This window comes from Cellulosimicrobium sp. Marseille-Q4280, from assembly GCF_943181405.1.
Classification (GTDB): domain Bacteria; phylum Actinomycetota; class Actinomycetes; order Actinomycetales; family Cellulomonadaceae; genus Cellulosimicrobium.
The window spans coordinates 275,225-292,644 of sequence record NZ_CALPBY010000005.1 but is presented as its reverse complement, the minus strand read 5'-3'; the positions used below and the strand labels follow the sequence as shown (position 1 = coordinate 292,644).

The 17,420-nt window shown below is 72.7% G+C and carries 13 protein-coding genes and 1 riboswitch; of the genes, 11 read left to right on the top strand and 2 right to left on the bottom strand.

Going from position 1 to position 17,420, the window contains the following annotated elements; all coding sequences use genetic code 11:
* Nucleotides 1–23: 23 nt before the first annotated feature.
* Complete coding sequence (locus tag NFS20_RS14680) at nucleotides 24–434, top strand: hypothetical protein (RefSeq protein WP_251152530.1); 411 nt, start codon at nucleotides 24–26, stop codon at nucleotides 432–434.
* An 8-nt stretch (nucleotides 435–442) separates the two neighbouring features.
* On the opposite strand, the gene NFS20_RS14675 is transcribed toward NFS20_RS14680, so the two are convergent.
* A complete protein-coding gene (locus NFS20_RS14675; RefSeq protein WP_251152529.1) occupies nucleotides 443–1,036 on the bottom strand; it encodes a flavin reductase family protein in 594 nt (197 codons plus the stop codon).
* Nucleotides 1,033–1,644, bottom strand: coding sequence for an NADPH-dependent FMN reductase (locus tag NFS20_RS14670; RefSeq protein ID WP_251152528.1), 612 nt, complete (start codon nucleotides 1,642–1,644; stop codon nucleotides 1,033–1,035). Before NFS20_RS14670 ends, NFS20_RS14675 begins: the two co-directional genes overlap by 4 nt.
* Nucleotides 1,645–1,701: 57 nt before the next feature.
* Nucleotides 1,702–1,804: riboswitch (SAM riboswitch) on the bottom strand.
* A gap of 184 nt (nucleotides 1,805–1,988) precedes the next feature.
* Here NFS20_RS14670 and gdhA point away from each other — a divergent pair.
* The 10 genes from gdhA (at nucleotide 1,989) to NFS20_RS14620 (ending at nucleotide 17,367) form a co-directional block, all read left to right on the top strand.
* Nucleotides 1,989–3,326 (top strand): NADP-specific glutamate dehydrogenase, encoded by a 1,338-nt coding sequence (gene gdhA / locus NFS20_RS14665; RefSeq protein WP_251152527.1) that lies wholly within the window; start codon nucleotides 1,989–1,991, stop codon nucleotides 3,324–3,326.
* A gap of 87 nt (nucleotides 3,327–3,413) precedes the next feature.
* A complete protein-coding gene (locus NFS20_RS14660) occupies nucleotides 3,414–4,217 on the top strand; it encodes a copper homeostasis protein CutC (RefSeq protein WP_251152526.1) in 804 nt (267 codons plus the stop codon).
* A 174-nt stretch (nucleotides 4,218–4,391) separates the two neighbouring features.
* Nucleotides 4,392–6,083 (top strand): ABC transporter substrate-binding protein, encoded by a 1,692-nt coding sequence (locus NFS20_RS14655; RefSeq protein ID WP_251152525.1) that lies wholly within the window; start codon nucleotides 4,392–4,394, stop codon nucleotides 6,081–6,083.
* 53 nt (nucleotides 6,084–6,136) lie between these two features.
* Complete coding sequence (locus NFS20_RS14650; RefSeq protein ID WP_251152524.1) at nucleotides 6,137–7,129, top strand: ABC transporter permease; 993 nt, start codon at nucleotides 6,137–6,139, stop codon at nucleotides 7,127–7,129.
* Nucleotides 7,122–8,297 carry an ABC transporter permease gene (locus tag NFS20_RS14645; RefSeq protein ID WP_251152523.1) on the top strand — a complete coding sequence of 392 codons (1,176 nt, stop codon included), beginning with the start codon at nucleotides 7,122–7,124 and terminating at the stop codon, nucleotides 8,295–8,297. Before NFS20_RS14650 ends, NFS20_RS14645 begins: the two co-directional genes overlap by 8 nt.
* Entirely contained in the window at nucleotides 8,294–9,208 is a 915-nt protein-coding gene (locus NFS20_RS14640) for an ABC transporter ATP-binding protein (RefSeq protein WP_251152522.1), read from the top strand. Before NFS20_RS14645 ends, NFS20_RS14640 begins: the two co-directional genes overlap by 4 nt.
* Nucleotides 9,205–10,086, top strand: a complete 882-nt coding sequence (locus tag NFS20_RS14635) for an ATP-binding cassette domain-containing protein (protein WP_251152521.1) — start codon at nucleotides 9,205–9,207, stop codon at nucleotides 10,084–10,086. The genes NFS20_RS14640 and NFS20_RS14635 overlap by 4 nt, the downstream gene beginning before the upstream one ends.
* A 103-nt stretch (nucleotides 10,087–10,189) precedes the next feature.
* Complete coding sequence (locus NFS20_RS14630) at nucleotides 10,190–11,791, top strand: RNB domain-containing ribonuclease (protein WP_353050465.1); 1,602 nt, start codon at nucleotides 10,190–10,192, stop codon at nucleotides 11,789–11,791.
* Between the two features lie 73 nt (nucleotides 11,792–11,864).
* Nucleotides 11,865–12,236, top strand: a complete 372-nt coding sequence (locus tag NFS20_RS14625; protein ID WP_251152520.1) for a sterol carrier family protein — start codon at nucleotides 11,865–11,867, stop codon at nucleotides 12,234–12,236.
* A 292-nt stretch (nucleotides 12,237–12,528) separates the two neighbouring features.
* Nucleotides 12,529–17,367, top strand: coding sequence for an ExeM/NucH family extracellular endonuclease (locus NFS20_RS14620; RefSeq protein WP_251152519.1), 4,839 nt, complete (start codon nucleotides 12,529–12,531; stop codon nucleotides 17,365–17,367).
* Nucleotides 17,368–17,420 lie beyond the last annotated feature (53 nt).

Sequence of the window (17,420 nt, the reverse complement as noted above, 5' to 3'; positions counted from 1 at the left end):
ACGGGCTCACGAGGTCCGCTCCGATGACGTGGCAGGTCATGCTCTGGTGCGCGACGGCGTGCACGCTCGCCGCCGTGTGCTGGGTGCTGCTCCGCGCGCTCCACCCCCGGCCGCTCCCGGTCCGCCCGCGGCCACCCCGGCGTCATGGTCGGCGTGGGGTCGCCGCGCCCGACCCCCTCGTGACCCTGGGCCTCCAGGTCCGGCTCAGCGAGCTGGCGGCGGAGCTGCGCCGCATCGAGGCGGACCCCGAGGTCTACGCCCGCGCGCACCACTACCTGGCCGTGCAGGGCGCGTACGACGCGCTCCTGCGCGAGGCGTGCCGGCTCACCGGCCTTCCCGTCGAGGACATGCCCCTGCAGGTCGGCTTCCGCGCGGGGGACGAGGAGCGGTTCCGCGAGGAGCTCGAGCTCAGCGCGCGCGGCTGGAGCTGGTGACCACCCGGTCACAGCACCGAGTGGTCGCCGATCCGGTGGTAGGTGCGGTCGTGGTAGACGAGCGGTGACGGCGCACCGCTCTCTCCGGGTCGCCGGTCGCCGCCGCCGGGCCCCGCGCTCGACGCGAGCGCACGCAGCGAGACGAGGTAGGAGTCGCCCACGGGCGTGCGCTGGACGACGCGACCGCGGACCCACGACAGCGCGCCGTCGATGACGGGCTCGCCCGACTCGAGGCGGGACCAGCCGCCGTCGGCGAACCGGTCGATCCCGCTCGTCGCGAACCGCGCGGACACGTCGTCCTGGTGGTCGGTGAGGAAGCTCACCGTGAGCGTGCGCGCCGCGGAGATCGCGGGCCACGACGAGGACGTCGAGGCGAGCGAGAACGCGAGCAGCGGGGGAGCGGCGGACACGGAGATGACCGACGTCGCGGTGAAGCCGACGGGGCGCCCGTCGTGCTCGAGCGCGATCACGGCGACACCCGCGGGGTGGCCGCGGAACACGGACTTGTACTCGTCGGGCGTGAGCTGCGGCTCGTCCTGCTCGGTCAGGAGCGCCTCCAGGTGGTACAGGTCGGCGGCGCGGGCCTCCGGCTCGGCGGTCATCGGGCCACCTCCGCGAACGCGTCGACGACGGCAGGCTCACGGTCGGGCCCGTCCGACGGGAGGTGGAGCGGCGTCACGGCGCGACGCAGCGCGTCGCCCTCGCGGCCGATCCAGGCCTCGACCACCGGTTCGAGGTCCGCGAGCTGCGGCTCGGTCACGGTGAAAGAGCGGGTGGGGACGACGGCGCCGAGCTCGACGAGCACGGGGCGCAGGTGCACCTCGCCGACGAGCGCGTGCGCCGGGTTCCCCGACACGACGAGCGGGACCGCGACGACCCCCGCGAGACCGTCCGGTCCGTAGAGGTCGAGGAACGCCTTGAGCAGGCCGGTGTAGGACGCCTTGTAGACGGGCGTCGCCACGACGGCGACCGTCGCGGCGGTGAGCCGCTCGCGCGCGGCGTCGGCCGCGGGGTGCTCGGGGGCGAGCAGCTCGCCCCCGAGCGTCGCGAGGTCGATCGTCGTGACGTGGGGAGGCGCCTCAGGGGCCAGGTGGGCCGCGACCCGGCGGGCGAGCGCCTCGGCCGCGGAGAGCGTCCGGGAGCCCGCGCGCGGGTTGCCGGACACGACCACCACCGTGGCCGGGTCCGAGGGGGAGAGATGGTTCGTCATGGGTGTCTTCCTCGCAGTTCTCGTCGATCACGCTTGCCGTGGGCGGGTCCTGCCGGCGTGCGGCGGGTGCCCGTGCGGCCTGGTCATCTCCCGGAGCACCCCGCCGTGACGTGGGGGTTGCCGACCAGCGAGCCGGGGCTTGGCGCTGGTGCTCTTGACCTGGTGACGGGTATAGCAACCCGGCGACTGAAAGTGCACCGGATCAGTCGGGTTTCTCAGCCGGTGGACGGACGTGACGTGGGGAACGCAGGTGAGCGGCGTTTCGCGGAGCGGACGAGGAGCGGAGTTCAACTGGTACAGGCGTACCGTCGAGGGTTCCGTCACCCGTCCGACGAGGAGCACCCATGGACAGCCGACTGCAGTCCGTCTTCGACGACGTCCTGCGCCGCAACCCCGGCGAGGCCGAGTTCCACCAGGCCGTGCGCGAGGTCTTCGACTCGCTGGGACCCGTGCTGCACAAGCACCCGCGCTACGTCGAGGCCGCGGTGCTCGAGCGGGTCTGCGAGCCGGAGCGGCAGATCATCTTCCGCGTGCCGTGGGTCGACGACGCGGGGCGCGTGCAGATCAACCGCGGCTTCCGGGTCGAGTTCAACTCAGCGCTCGGCCCGTACAAGGGCGGGCTGCGCTTCCACCCCTCGGTGTACCTCGGCATCGTGAAGTTCCTCGGGTTCGAGCAGGTCTTCAAGAACTCGCTCACCGGGATGCCCATCGGCGGCGGGAAGGGCGGGTCCGACTTCGACCCGCGCGGCCGTTCCGAGGGCGAGGTCATGCGGTTCTGCCAGTCCTTCATGACGGAGCTCTACCGGCACATCGGCGAGAACACCGACGTCCCCGCGGGCGACACCGGCGTCGGCGGCCGGGAGATCGGCTACCTCTTCGGCCAGTACAAGCGGATCACCAACCGGTACGAGTCCGGCGTGCTCACGGGCAAGGGCATCAGCTGGGGCGGGTCGCTCGTGCGCACCGAGGCGACCGGCTACGGCACGGTCCTGTTCGCCGAGCGCATGCTCGCCACGACCGGGCGCGACCTGGACGGGCGCCGTGTCACGGTGTCCGGCTCGGGGAACGTCGCGACCTATGCGATCGAGAAGGCGCAGCAGCTCGGGGGCCACGTCGTCGCATTCTCGGACTCCTCCGGCTACGTCGTGGACGAGCTCGGCGTCGACCTCGCGCTGCTCCGGCACGTGAAGGAGGTGGAGCGGGGGCGCGTCGCGGACTACGTCGCCCGCCGGCCGGGTGCCCACCTGGTCACGGACGGCTCGATCTGGGACGTCCCGACGGACGTCGCCCTGCCGTGCGCCACGCAGAACGAGCTCGACGAGCGGGCCGCGAAGCAGCTCGTCGCGCACGGCGTCGTCGCCGTCGCCGAGGGCGCGAACATGCCGACGACGCCCCAGGCCGTCGCGCTCCTGCAGGACGCGGGCGTGCTGTTCGCGCCCGGCAAGGCCGCGAACGCGGGCGGGGTCGCGACGTCGGCGCTCGAGATGCAGCAGAACGCGTCCCGCGACGCGTGGTCCTTCGAGCACACCGAGGAGCGTCTCGCCCAGACGATGGCGGGGATCCACGACCGCTGCGTCGAGACGGCCGACGAGTACGGCGCACCGGGTAACTACGTGCTCGGCGCCAACGTCGCAGGGTTCACCAAGGTCGCCGACGCCATGATCGCGCTCGGGGTCATCTGACGCGTCGTCTACCCTGGCGGGCGGCCGGACGTCGGGTGCGCGCACGGGGCGCGGACCGACCGGCCGTACGTCGACGGGAGCGCACGGATGACGACCAGCGGGTACGAGGGCGCCACCGCGCGGGGCGGGCGCGACGTCGCGCTCGAGCTCGCGGTCCAGGACCCGCAGGGGGTGCGCGTCGCGGCCTCGGTCGGCGCGCGCCGGGTCGAGCTGTGCGTCGGTCTCGGCGCCACGGGCGGTCTCACGCCGAGCGCGGGCCTGCTCGCCGCGGCGCTGGACGCGTCGCGCGGCGCCGCGGGCGTACCCGGGCCCGAGGTCCACGTCCTCGTGCGGCCCCGGCCGGGCGGGTTCGTCTACTCGGCCGACGAGGTCGACCTGCAGGTGCGGGACGTCCGGGCGGCCGTCGAGGCGGGGGCGAGCGGCGTCGTCGTCGGAGCGCTCACCCCGGACGGCGTCGTGGACGCGCACGCGCTGCGCGCGCTCGTCGCGGCGGCGGGCGGCGCGGAGGTCACGTTCCACCGCGCGTTCGACGTCGTCGCGGACCAGCTGCTCGCGCTCGACGTCCTCGCCGGCCTCGGGGTGCGCCGCGTGCTGACCTCCGGCGGTGCGCCGCGGAGCATCGACGGGGCGCGCCGGCTGGGCGAGCTCGCCGCCCGCGCGCGGGGGCCGCTCGGCGGGGTCGTCCAGGTCATGGCGGGCGGGGGAGTGCGCGTCGAGGACGTCGCGGCCCTCGTCGGTGTAGGTGTCGACGCCGTGCACCTCTCGGCGAAGGGGGTCGTCGCCGACGACGCGGGCCCGGGGGGCGGCGGCGACGCCGGGTACGAGGTCACGGACCCCGCCGTCGCGGCGGCCGCCCGCGCAGCGCTCGACACGGCGACCCGCACGGGCTGAGCGAGGGCCGCCGTCGGGCGGGATCGCGCCGTCCGTTGCCGGCGTGTATCAGTTAGGTAACTTTCCTGTCGTATTGCCGTGAGGGCTGCGTCGAATTAGTTAGTGTTCCTGCACACGCCTCCGGGCGCACGACGAACGACGCGACGGCGCGTCGTCCATGCGAAAGGACCGATGATGATTCGAAGCACGGCGCGCAAGCGTCTGCTCACGGCGGTTGCGCTCGTGACCGGCGTGACCCTCCTGGCGACGGGTTGCTCGAGCAGCGGGGACGACCAGGGCGAGGACGGCGCGACGGCAGGCCGGGTGCTCAACGTGTGGGCCGGCTCCCAGACCCCGATCGTCGCCAACTTCAACCCCTTCGCGCCGACGGTGCTGCACGGCGCGCTCGGCCCGGTCTACGAGACGCTCTTCGTCTACAACAAGGCCCAGGCGGCCGAGCCGACGCCGATGCTCGGTGAGTCGTTCGAGTGGAACGAGGACGGCACGCAGCTCACGGTGACGATCCGTCAGGGCGTGACCTGGAACGACGGGGAGGACTTCACCGTCGACGACGTCGTCTTCTCGTTCACCAACGAGGCGTCGAAGCCCGCCTACGCCACGTCGGCCGAGGCGACCGACGAGTCGACGGTCGTCCTCACGTTCGACGGCCCGCAGTACACCAACGAGTTCGCGCTCCTGGGCGCCTCGTGGATGATCCCCGAGCACGTCTGGTCGGAGAAGTCGGCCGAGGAGATGACGACCTTCACCAACGAGGAGCCCGTCGGCACCGGTCCGTACACCGTCAAGACGACCTCGGACGCCGCCTACACGCTCGTCGCGAACGAGGACTACTGGCAGGACGGCAAGCCCGCCGTCAAGGAGGTCCGCTACCTCGGCATCGACGCGAACCAGTCCGCCGAGGACCTGCTCAAGGCGGGCGACCTCGACTGGGCGGGCATGTTCGTCCCGGACCCCGAGGCCGTCGCCTCGTCCGGCGGCCCCACCGGCTACATCAACACGCCGCAGGACCCGACGGTGCTCTACACGTGCGCCAACGCCGACCTCGGCTGCACCGGCCCGCAGACGGACGTCGCGGTGCGCCAGGCGCTCGACCTCGCCATCGACCGCGGCACGATCACGGACAAGGCGTTCGTCGGCCTCGCCGGGACGATCTCCCCGACGTTCGCCCTTCTCGGCCGCGACGACGAGTGGATCTCGCCGGACGTGGAGGAGGAGAGCCCGCAGACGGCGGACATCGATGCGGCCGGGCAGATCCTCGAGGACGCCGGCTACGCCAAGGGCGACGACGGCATCTACGCCAAGGACGGCCAGAAGGTCGAGCTGACGCTGACCTCGGTCGACGGATGGACCGACTACAACGACGCCGCCAAGCTCATCGAGGAGCAGGCCAGGGCCGCGGGCATCGCCGTCACGGCGAGCACGGTGAGCTGGCAGGAGTTCTCGGACTCGCGCCAGTCCGGCAGCTACCAGCTCATCATGGGCGGCGTCATCGGCACCTCGGTCGCCGACCCGTTCCAGATCTACCGCGACTGGTTCTCGGGCGACTACACGCAGGCCGTCGGCACGCAGCTCGAGCCGGGCGAGTGGAACTTCTCGCGCTACGCCAACCCCGTCGTCGACGAGGCCGTGAAGGCGGCCGCCGCGACGAACGACGAGGCCGCGAAGCAGGAGGCCTACGCCACGATCCAGGCGGAGATCACGCGCGACCTGCCGTACATCCCGCTCGTCATCAACGCGACGCAGACCTTCTTCAACGACACGGACTACACGGGCTGGCCCACGGAGGACGACCTCTACGCCTTCCCGCCGTCGTGGGGCTCGGTCTCCGCGGGCTACGTCCTCGGCAACCTGAAGCCCGCCGAGTGACGCTCCGCTGAACCGCACCGAGGAGGAGCCGTGATGAGCGAGGGAAGCACCCGATGAAGTACTACGCCCGGCGGATCGCGTTCTACGCGTTCACCCTGTGGGCTGCCATCTCCCTGAACTTCCTGATCCCCCGGCTCATGCCGGGCGACCCCGCCGACATCATGCTGGCCAAGATGGCCCGCAGCGGCGAGGTCGCACCCGGGGTCGAGAAGACCATCCGGCTCCTCCTCGGAGCAGACACCGACCAGTCCCTGTGGGACCAGTACGTCGCTTACTGGGGCAACATCCTGCAGGGGGACCTCGGGGTCTCCGTCACGAAGTTCCCGACGCCGGTCACCGAGCTCATCGGGGCGGCGCTCCCGTGGTCGATCGGCCTGCTCGGGATCGCGACGGTCATCTCGTTCGTCATCGGCATCGCGGGCGGCGCGTGGATCGGCTGGCGCCGCGGCACGTGGGTGGACAACCTCATCCCGGCCTCCACGCTCCTGCAGTCCCTCCCGTACTTCTGGGTCGCCCTCCTGCTCGCCTACCTCTTCGCCGTGCAGAACCCGGTCTTCCCGCGCATCGGCGGGTACGACGTCTTCACCTTCGACGGACCCGAGCTGAGCTGGGCGTTCGTCGGCTCGGTGATCCACCACGGCTTCCTCCCCGCGCTGACGGTCGTGCTCTCGTCGTTCGGGGCCTGGCTGCTCGGGATGCGCAACATGATGGTCTCGACGATGTCGGAGGACTACATCACGACGGCCGAGGCCAAGGGGCTGCGGAAGTCGCGGATCCTCCTCACCTACGCGACGCGCAACGCCGCGCTGCCGTCGATCGCCGGGTTCGGCATCTCGCTCGCGTTCGTCGTCACGGGCGCGATCGTCATGGAGCAGGTGTTCACGTACCCCGGCCTCGGCAAGCTCATGATCACGGCCGTCCAGGGCAACGACTACGCGCTCATGCAGGGCCTGTTCCTCGTCATCACCCTCACCGTGCTGGTGGCGACCTTCTTCATGGACCTGGTGTACGGCTTCATCGACCCGAGGACGCGGCACAATGGCTGACGACATCCGCGAGCAGGAGCTCGTCAAGAACGCCGGTCCGGCGGTACCCCTCGACGAGGCGGCCGTCGACGGCCTGCCCGCCGACGAGGGAGCGCCCCAGCCGGTCGAGAGCGCGGTCGTCGAGGCGAGCGCCGTCGGCACCGCGGCACCGACCGAGAAGACGGCGCGCCGCGGGTTCCGCCAGCTCCTGCCGTCGTTCTCCGTGAAGCTCGCCGTCGGTCTCGTCATCACGATCGGGATCACGCTCTTCGCGTTCCTGGCCCCGTACGTCGTGCAGGACCCGCGGTTCTCGGGCAACGAGGCGCTGCAGCCCCCGAGCGCGGAGCACCTCCTGGGGACGACGAAGCTCGGCTACGACGTCCTCGCCCAGCTCGCGTACGGCGCGAAGGGATCGCTGCTCGTCGGGCTGGTCGCCGCCGCGATCGCGATCACGCTCTCGCTCGTCTTCGGGATCGTGGCCGGGTACGTCGGCGGCTGGACGGACGAGTTCCTGTCGCTCGGCACGAACGTCATGCTCGTGATCCCGGGCCTGCCGCTCATGATGGTCATCGCCATCTACGCCGAGAGCCGCAGCCTGTGGCTCGTCGCCTTCATCCTCGGCATCACGGGCTGGGCCGGGTCCGCCGTGATCCTGCGCTCGCAGGCGCGGTCGCTGCGCACCCGCGACTACGTCGCGGCGTCACGCGTCGCGGGCGAGAAGACCCTCCGCATCGTGCTCGTCGAGATCATGCCGAACCTGCTCCCGCTGCTCGCCGCGCAGTTCCTCGGCGCGGTGATCCTCGCGATCCTCGGGGAGGCAGGCCTGTCCTTCATCGGGCTCGGACCCAACGGCTCGATCACCTGGGGGACGATGATCATGGACGCGTACGGCGGCAACGCGCTGAGCGCGGGGGCGTGGTGGTGGTTCGTCCCGCCGGGCCTCATGATCGCGGTCTTCGGCGCCGGCCTCTCGCTCGTGAACTTCGCCATCGACGAGATCATCAACCCCAAGCTGCGCAACGCCCCCGCCGCCGTGAAGAGCGTGCGCAAGGCGCGCAGGGCCGGGCTCGGGGCGGCGGGCCACGCCACCGCGGACGACGACGCGTCGAGCGCGCGCCGTCGGGCGGTCGACGACGGACCCACGCCCGCCACGCGCACCGCCGACGAGAAGGAGAGGGTGCGAGCATGACCGCCACGACCTCGGCCAGGCCGCTCACGTCGTCCGGTCACGACGCCCACGTCGCGGGCCTGGAGCCGGTCCTCACCGCAAGCCATGTCTCGATCGACTACGAGGTGAGCCCCGTCGTCCATGCGGTGAAGGACGTGTCCCTCACGCTGCACCGGGGCGAGATCCTCGGGCTCGCGGGCGAGTCCGGCTGCGGCAAGACCACGCTCGCGTACGGGCTCAACCGGCTGCTCAAGGCGCCGGCGCTGCTCACCTCGGGCGAGGTGACGTTCCACGACCAGGGCGGCAGCGACATCGACGTGGTCGCGCTCGGGGGAGACGCCCTGCGGTCCTACCGCTGGGACAAGGTCTCGATGGTGTTCCAGGGCGCGATGAACTCGCTCAACCCGGTCATCAGCGTGCGGGCCCAGCTCTACGACGTGCTCACGACCCACCGCCCGGGCATGCGCAAGCGCGAGAAGGCGGCGCGGGCCGCGGAGCTGCTCGACCTCGTCGGTGTGGACCCGGGACGGCTCGACTCCTACGCGCACGAGCTCTCGGGCGGGATGCGCCAGCGCGTGATGATCGCGATGGCGCTCGCGCTCAGCCCCCAGGTGATGATCATGGACGAGCCCACGACGGCGCTCGACGTCGTCGTCCAGCGCGGCATCCTGCGCGAGATCATGCGGTTGCGCGAGCGGCTCGGGTTCGCCGTCGTGTTCATCACGCACGACCTGCCCCTGCTCCTGGAGATCAGCGACCGGATCGCCGTCATGCTGCGCGGCGAGATCGTCGAGCTGGACACCGCGGAGAACCTCTACGCGAGTCCGCAGCACGAGTACACGCGCAAGCTGCTCGGGTCGTTCCCGAGCCTCACGGGCGACCGCGGCGCGTTCGTGCGCACGGGCGAGCACCAGGAAGGGCGGCACGCATGAGCACGCTCGAGGTCCGCAACCTCGTCAAGGACTTCCGCGTCCGCAGCGGGTTCCGGCGGTCGACGCTGCGCGCGGTGGACGACGTGTCCTTCACGCTCGAACCGGGGAAGACGATCGCGGTCGTCGGGGAGTCCGGGTCGGGCAAGTCCACCGTCGCGCGCATGATCGCGAAGCTCGAGACACCCAGCTCGGGCGAGGTCCTGCTCGACGGGAAGCCGTCCGCGACCCGTGGCCGTGCGCTCGACGCGTACCGGCACCAGGTCCAGATGGTCTTCCAGGACCCGTTCGCGTCGCTCAACCCGTTCCACACCGTGGGGCACCACCTCGAGCGGCCGTTGCGCATCCACAAGGTCGCGCGGTCGAGGGCCGACGTCGAGCGTCGCGTCCACGACCTGCTCGAGCGCGTCAACCTCACCCCGGCCGACGTCTACGCGGCCAAGCAGCCGCACGAGATGTCGGGCGGGCAGCGCCAGCGCGTCGCGATCGCCCGCGCGCTCGCGCCCGGCGCGCGGTTCCTCGTCGCGGACGAGCCGGTGTCGATGCTCGACGTGTCGATCCGCCTCGGGGTGCTCAACCTCCTCGCGCGGCTGCAGCGCGAGGAGAACCTCGGCGTCCTCTACATCACGCACGACCTCGCGACGGCCCGGCACTTCTCCGACGAGATCATCGTGATGCTCCGCGGCGAGGTCGTCGAGCGTGGCCCCTCCGACCAGGTCATCCTCGACCCGCAGCACGAGTACACGAAGCTGCTGCTCGGCGCGGCGCCCGACCCCGAGAACCAGGGACGGCTGCGCGCGGAGGTGCGCGCGGAGCTGGCCGCCGCGGCCGGGGGAGCGGTGACAGGGTCACGCGACCGGTTCGGCACGCGGGACCTCTGAGCGGACGGGCGGGCCGGCCGGTGGGACGGGCCGGCCCGCGCGTCGCCCGGCCCGGACAGGTGCGGCCCTGCCCTGCCCGGCAGGGCTCGGTAGGGTCGGTCTCGTGCCCAGCCCCCAGGTCCGCCTCGCCCCCGCCCCCGACGTCGACCGGGGCGTCCGCTCGGCGCTCGCCGCGCTCCGGCGCGAGATGGAGATCCCGGCGGCCTTCGGGCCGGAGGTCGTCGCCGAGGCGGAGGAAGCGGGGGCACGCGCGGCGGCGGACGGCCTCGGTGACTCCGGCGGCCCCGCCCGCAGCGACGGCCGGGCCGACCTGCGCGACCTCCCGTTCCTCACGATCGACCCACCCGGGTCGATGGACCTCGACCAGGCCCTGTTCCTCGAGCCGGCGGGTGCCGGTGCGAAGGACGGCGCGGCCTACGTCGTGCACTACGCGATCGCCGACGTGGGGTCGTTCGTGGAGCCCGGCGGCGCGGTCGACACCGAGGCGCACGAGCGCGGGAGCACGTTCTACGCCCCCGACGAGCGCACGCCGCTGCACCCCGCCACGCTCTCGGAGGGCGCGGCGAGCCTGCTGCCGGACGAGGACCGGCGTGCGGCGGCCTGGCGGATCGTGCTCGACGCGTCCGGCGAGATCGTCGACGCGACCGTGCGCCGGGCGGTCGTGCGCTCGCGCGCCCGGCTCACGTACGAGGAGGCGCAGGCGCGCATCGACGCGCTCGCACCGGTCGCAGCGGGGGCGGACGCCTCGGCCGGCTCGGACGAGACCGCCGGCACGCTCGCGCTGCTGCGCGTGGTCGGCGAGCTGCGCCGCGCGCGCGAGCGTGACCGGGGCGGCGTCTCGCTCGAGGTCCCGGAGCAGGAGATCGTCGCGCACGAGGACGGCTCGTTCGGCCTCGTCTTCCGCGCGACCCTCCCGGCCGAGGGGTGGAACGCGCAGGTCTCGCTCCTCACGGGCATCGCCGCCGCGCGCATCATGCGTGACGGCGGCGTGGGGATCTTCCGCGCGCTGCCGGACGCCGACGAGCGTGACGTCGCCCGCCTGCGCCGCACCGCTCGCGCCCTCGGCATCGACTGGCCGCGCGACGTCGCGTACGGCGACCTCGTCCCGACGCTCGACTCCGCGCAGCCCCGGCACGCGGCGTTCCTCACCGAGGCGACGAGCCTGTTCCGCGGGGCGTCGTACGAGGCGTTCGGCGGTACGGGCCAGGAGCCGGGCGTGCCCGACGACGCCGCGCACGCGGCCATCGCCGCCGAGTACGCGCACGTCACCGCCCCGCTGCGCCGCCTCGTCGACCGGTACGGGACCGAGGTGTGCCTCGCGCTGTGCGCCGACGAGCCGGTGCCGCGCTGGGTGCTCGACGCGTTGCCGGGGCTGCCGCGCACGATGGCCCGGACCGGGCAGCGGGCGAGCTCCTACGACCGTGCGATCGTCGACGTCGTCGAGGCGGCGCTGCTCTCCGGGCGTGTCGGAGAGGTGTTCGACGGCGTCGTCGTCGACGTCGAGGACGACCGCGAGCGTGACCGTCGCCGGGAGCGCACGGGCGAGACCGGTGCCGGGCCCGAGCGTCGCGGACAGGTCGTGCTCGCCGACCCGGCGGTGCGCGCGCCCGTGGAGGGCGCGGACCTCCCGCTCGGCGACCCCGTCCGCGTGACGTTGCGCGAGGCGTCCGTCGTGGACCGCCGCGTGCTCTTCACGCTGGCCTGATCCCTTCGCGTCGCCCCGTGACGTGACGGGTGGTCCGGCACGCCGGGGCCCGAGCGGTGCCTAGGCTGGTCCCATGCCAGCCCGACGCCGCACCGACCCCGCCGTCGGACGTCTCGCCCTCGCGGCCTGGCGCGACGGGCACGCCGAGCGCCGGGACGTGACGACCGCGGTGCGGTTCACGCTCGAGGAGCTCGCCGGCATCGCGCCGGGCCATGCGGTCGAGGTGCGCGTCCCGCCCGCGGGCGCCGTCCAGGCCGTCGAGGGTCCGCGCCACACGCGGGGCACGCCGCCCAACGTCGTCGAGACCGATACGGAGACCTGGCTCGGCCTCGCGACGGGGGAGCTCGCCTGGGCGGACGCGGTCGCGGCCGGCCGGGTCCGCGCGTCGGGCGAGCGGGCCGACCTGTCCTGGCTCCTGCCGCTCCAGGCTGCCCGGCCCCGCTGACGCACCTCCGCCCACAGTGCTGCGGGGACGACGTGTTACCGGTGCGTAACGTTCTGGGCGCCGGCCTGGCGACCGGCGGCCCGGGGGACTAGCGTCCGGTGGATGATCGGCCGCCGCTCGCGGGGCCGACGCGGCACGACGACGTGCGGTGTCGTTCTCGCGGTGGTGATCCGGCAGCAACCGTCCGTTCATCCGCGTGCGCTGCGATGACCCTGGCATCAGGGATGTCGCGTCCGCGCCCTGGCACCGACGCGAGGCTCCGGGGCCGTCCGCACGAGATGAAGGAGTCAGCGTGTCCCACCACCACCTCCCGCCGCAGCGCGGGAACCGACGGGGAAAGGTGGTGGCAGCGACGCTGAGCGCGGCGCTCGCCGTCCCCCTGTCGGCGACCGCCGCCACCGCGGCGGGCTCCCTGCCGACCGCCGTCGACGGCTCCGGCGTCGTGATCAACGAGGCCTACCTGAGCGGCGGCAGCGCCAACGCCCCGTTCACGAACAAGTTCGTGGAGCTCTACAACCCCACCGCGCAGGACGTGACGCTCGACGGCTGGTCCGTCCAGTACCGGTCCGCGACGGGGACCGGTGCCTCCAACGGCACGGTCGCGCTCACCGGCACCATCGAGGCGGGTGGCTACTACCTCGTCGCCGGTGGGTCGAACGGCAGCACCGGGGCGGCGCTGCCCGAGCCGGACGCCTCCGGCGGGCTGAACTTCCAGGGCCAGAACGGCACCATCGCCCTCGTGTCCGCGCCCGGCGCGGTCACCCTCCCGGTGGGCGACGTCGTCGGGGCGCAGGCCCAGGTCGTGGACCTCCTCGGCTACGGCAGCTCGAACACCTACGAGTCGGCCGCGGCGCCCGCGGGACGGGCGAACACCGCGGGCGGCTCGCTCAACCGGACCGGCTTCGCGGACACCGACGACAACGCGGCGGACTTCGCGGTCCTCGACGCGGTGACGCCGACGAGCTCCGGCGGCGACGGTGGCCCGGACCCGGATCCCGATCCGGAGCCCGGCGAGGTCGTCCCGATCGCGGACATCCAGGGCACGGGGGCGGCCAGCCCGCTCGTCGGGCAGACCGTCACGACGCGCGGCGTCGTCACCGCCACGTACCCGACGGGCGGCTACGACGGCCTGTACGTCCAGACCGAGGGCACGGGCGGAGACCTGGGCGACGACCACGACGCGTCCGACGCGATCTTCGTGTACTCGAAGGCCGCGGCCGAGCAGCTCGAGGTCGGCGACCACGTCGAGGTCACCGGCACCGTCTCGGAGTACTTCACGCTCACGCAGATCACGCCCGGTGCGAGCAGCTGGTCGGTGCTCGACGAGCCCGCCGAGGCCGTGAAGGCCGCCGACGTCGCGTTCCCCGCGACCGACGCCGAGCGCGAGCCGCTCGAGGGCATGCTCGTCCAGCCCGCGGGCGACTTCACGATCGCCGACAACTACGACACGAACTACTACGGCTCGTTCCTGCTCGCCGCGGGGACGGACCCGTTCCTCCAGCCGACGTCGGTCGGGCGCCCCGGGTCCGGCGAGGCCCAGGCCGCGGTCGCGGACCGGGCTGCGCGCGGTGTCGTGCTCGACGACGGGGCGACGACCAACTTCAACAGCGCCGCCAACAAGGGGATCCCGCTGCCCTACCTCACGGGCGGCGCCCCGGCGCGCGTCGGTGCGGGCGTCACGTTCACCTCTGCGGTGATCCTCGACTACCGGTTCGACGCGTGGACCTTCCAGCCGCTCACGCACCTGCGCGCGGGCGACGGCGGCAACGCCGACGAGGTCCAGCCGGCGACGTTCGAGGACACGCGCGAGGCCGCGCCCGCCGAGGTGGGCGGGAACCTGAGCGTCGCGACGTTCAACGTCCTCAACTACTTCACGACGACCGGTGACCAGCTCACGGGCTGCCAGTACTACACGGACCGCGCGGACAACCCGATCACGGTCCGCACCGGCTGTGCCGCGCGCGGCGCGGCGGACGCGGCGAACCTCGAGCGCCAGGAGACCAAGATCGTCGCGGCGATCGACGCGCTCGACGCCGACGTGGTCGCGCTCATGGAGATCGAGAACTCCGCGCCGTTCGGGAAGGACCGTGACCAGGCGCTGTCTGACCTGGTCGACGCGCTCAACGCCGCCGCGGGCGCCGACGAGTGGGCGTTCGTCCCCTCGCCGGCAGCGCTGCCCGACGACGAGGACGTCATCCGGCTCGCCTACATCTACCAGGTCGACGCGGCCGAGCCGGTCGGCGAGTCGCAGGTCCTGCTCGACGACGCGGCGTTCGTCAACGCGCGCGAGCCGCTCGCGCAGGTGTTCCAGCCGGCCGGTGGGTCGGCGACGACCGACGACGACGTGCTCGTCGTCGCGAACCACCTCAAGTCCAAGGGCTCGGGCGACCCCGTCCTGCCGGGCGACGAGGACTCCGGCGACGGGCAGGGCGCGTTCAACGCGTCGCGCGTCGCGCAGGCGACGGCGCTCGTCGGCTTCGCCGAGGACGTCGCGGCGGACGCGGGGACCGACAAGGTGCTGCTCGCAGGCGACTTCAACTCGTACTCGATGGAGGACCCGCTCGAGGTCCTCAAGGACGCGGGCTACGTCGACCTCGGCGCGACGACCGGCGAGCAGACCTACCTCTTCGACGGCTACGTCGGGTCGCTCGACCACGTGTTCGCCTCGGAGGCCGCCGCCGGCGTCGTGACGGGCACCGACGTGTGGAACGTCAACTCGGTCGAGCCCATCGCGAACGAGTACAGCCGCTACAACTACAACGCGTCGATCCTCTACGACACGACGCCGTTCCGGTCGTCCGACCACGACCCGGTCCTGGTCGGTCTCGAGCTGGGCGGCGACGTCGGGCCGGGCACCACGACGATCGACCTGCTCGCGATCAACGACTTCCACGGCCGCATCGAGCCGTACGTGACGAACGCCCAGACCGGGGTCGTCACGAACAACACCCTGTCGTTCGCCGGGACGGTCGAGCAGCTGCGCGCCGGGAACCCCGAGGGCACGGCGTTCATCTCCGTCGGCGACAACATCGGGGCGTCCCTGTTCGCGTCCGCGTCGCAGCAGGACCAGCCGACGATCGACGTGCTCAACGCCCTCGACCTCGAGACGTCCGCTGTGGGCAACCACGAGTTCGACCAGGGCTTCGACGACCTCACCGGTCGTGTGACGGACGCGGCGGACTGGGACTACCTCGGCGCGAACGTCTACGTGAAGGGCACGCAGGACGCGGCGCTCCCCGAGTACGACGTGCTCGAGATCGACGGCGTGCGCGTCGGTCTCATCGGCGCGGTGACCGAGGAGACCCCGACGCTCGTCACGCCGTCGGGCATCGCGGACCTCGACTTCGGCGACCCCGTCGAGGCCGTGAACCGGGTGGCCGCCCAGCTCCAGGACGGCGACGAGTCCAACGGCGAGGCCGAGGTGCTCGTCGCGCTCTACCACGAGGGCGCGGGCGCGGGTACGCCCGACGGCGCGACGCTCGAGGAGGAGGTCGCCGCAGGCGGCACGTTCGCCGAGATCGTCGAGGGCACCGCGCCGTCGGTCGACGCGATCTTCAACGGCCACACCCACAAGCAGTACGCGTGGGAGGCGCCGGTCCCCGGTGACGAGACCCGCACGCGCCCGGTCATCCAGACCGGGAGCTACGGCGAGAACATCGGCCACGTCACGCTCGAGGTCGACGACACGACGGCCGACGTCGTGAGCTACGACGTCGTCAACGTGCCGCGCACGACGACGCCGTGGGAGCAGCTCGTCGCGACCTACCCGCGCGTGCAGGCGGTCAAGGACGTGCTCGACCCGGCGCTCGCCGAGGCCGACGTCATCGGCTCGCAGCCGGTGGGCGAGGTGACCGCGGACATCACGACCGCCTTCACGGGCGGCTCGTACGTGAACGGCGTCTACGTCGGGTCCGGCCCGGCACCGACGACCGGTCGGGACGACCGCGCGTCGGAGTCGGCGCTCGGCAACCTCGTCGCGAACTCGTTGCGCGACACGCTCGCCGACCCGGACCGCGGGGGCGCCGACTTCGGCGTCGTCAACCCGGGCGGCCTGCGCGGCGAGCTGCTCTACGGCGACGACGGCGTCATCACGTACGCCGAGGCGAACGCGGTGCTCCCGTTCGTCAACAACCTGTGGACTGTGACCCTCACGGGCGAGCAGGTCGTGACGATGCTCGAGCAGCAGTGGCAGACGGACGCGAACGGCAACCGGCCGTCCCGCCCGTACCTCGCGCTCGGCCTGTCGGACAACGTGAGCTGGACGGCGGCGACGGCGGACGGCAACGCCGCACCTGGTGACAACGTGCTCTCCGTGACGATCGACGGCGAGCCGATCGACCCCGCGGGCGAGTACCGCGTCGCGACGTTCTCGTTCCTCGCGACCGGCGGTGACAACTTCCGGGTGTTCACCGAGGGCACGGACCCGCGCGACTCCGGTCTCGTGGACCGTGACGCGTGGATCGCGTACCTCGCGGACAACTCGGCGGACGCCCCGATCGAGCCGTCGTTCGCGCGGTCGCGCGTGGTCGTCGACGCGCTGCCCGGCCCGGTCACGGCGGGCGAGGACGTCAGCGTCGCGCTGTCGCGCCTCGACCTCACGTCGCTCGGGTCGCCGCAGAACACCGCGGTCACGGGGTACCTGGTCCCGGCCGACGGGGTGTTCGACCCGGAGAACCCGGGCGACGCCGTCGGGACGGCCACGGTGACCGACGGGGCGGCGACGCTCACGGCGACCGTGCCGGACGACGCCGGGGAGGGTGCCTACGACCTGTGGGTCGTCGCGGAGCCGAGCGGCACGACCGCGCGGATCCCCGTGACGGTCGAGGCGGCCGAGCAGCCGACGGGCGTCGACCTCACGGTGACGGCCGAGGCACGCTGCCTCGCGGGCAGGGCCTACCTCGCGGTGCGGGCCACCAACGGCGAGGACGTGGCGATCGACGTCCGGCACTACACGCCGTTCGGCGAGAAGCGCTTCGCCGCGGTCCAGCCGGGGACGGCGGCGTACCAGTCGTACGCGACCCGTCAGGCCTCGCTCGACGACGGCTCGGTGACCGTCGCCGGGTACGTGCCGGGCGCCACGCCGCGCTACGAGCAGCACAAGGTCACGTTCGAGGGCATCACCTGCGGGTGACGCGCCCCTGACGCACTGATCGAGACCGCGACCCGGGTTCCGTCCGACGGACC

Bases quoted from the DNA above. Each gene is read 5' to 3' on its own strand.
- NFS20_RS14640 (WP_251152522.1), top strand. From the start codon at position 8,294: ATGACCGCCACGACCTCGGCCAGGCCGCTCACGTCGTCCGGTCACGAC.
- NFS20_RS14655 (WP_251152525.1), top strand. From the start codon at position 4,392: ATGATTCGAAGCACGGCGCGCAAGCGTCTGCTCACGGCGGTTGCGCTC.
- NFS20_RS14675 (WP_251152529.1), bottom strand. From the start codon at position 1,036: ATGACCGCCGAGCCGGAGGCCCGCGCCGCCGACCTGTACCACCTGGAG.
- NFS20_RS14645 (WP_251152523.1), top strand. From the start codon at position 7,122: ATGGCTGACGACATCCGCGAGCAGGAGCTCGTCAAGAACGCCGGTCCG.
- NFS20_RS14635 (WP_251152521.1), top strand. From the start codon at position 9,205: ATGAGCACGCTCGAGGTCCGCAACCTCGTCAAGGACTTCCGCGTCCGC.
- NFS20_RS14680 (WP_251152530.1), top strand. From the start codon at position 24: ATGACGTGGCAGGTCATGCTCTGGTGCGCGACGGCGTGCACGCTCGCC.
- NFS20_RS14660 (WP_251152526.1), top strand. From the start codon at position 3,414: ATGACGACCAGCGGGTACGAGGGCGCCACCGCGCGGGGCGGGCGCGAC.
- NFS20_RS14670 (WP_251152528.1), bottom strand. From the start codon at position 1,644: ATGACGAACCATCTCTCCCCCTCGGACCCGGCCACGGTGGTGGTCGTG.
- gdhA (WP_251152527.1), top strand. From the start codon at position 1,989: ATGGACAGCCGACTGCAGTCCGTCTTCGACGACGTCCTGCGCCGCAAC.
- NFS20_RS14625 (WP_251152520.1), top strand. From the start codon at position 11,865: ATGCCAGCCCGACGCCGCACCGACCCCGCCGTCGGACGTCTCGCCCTC.
- NFS20_RS14650 (WP_251152524.1), top strand. From the start codon at position 6,137: ATGAAGTACTACGCCCGGCGGATCGCGTTCTACGCGTTCACCCTGTGG.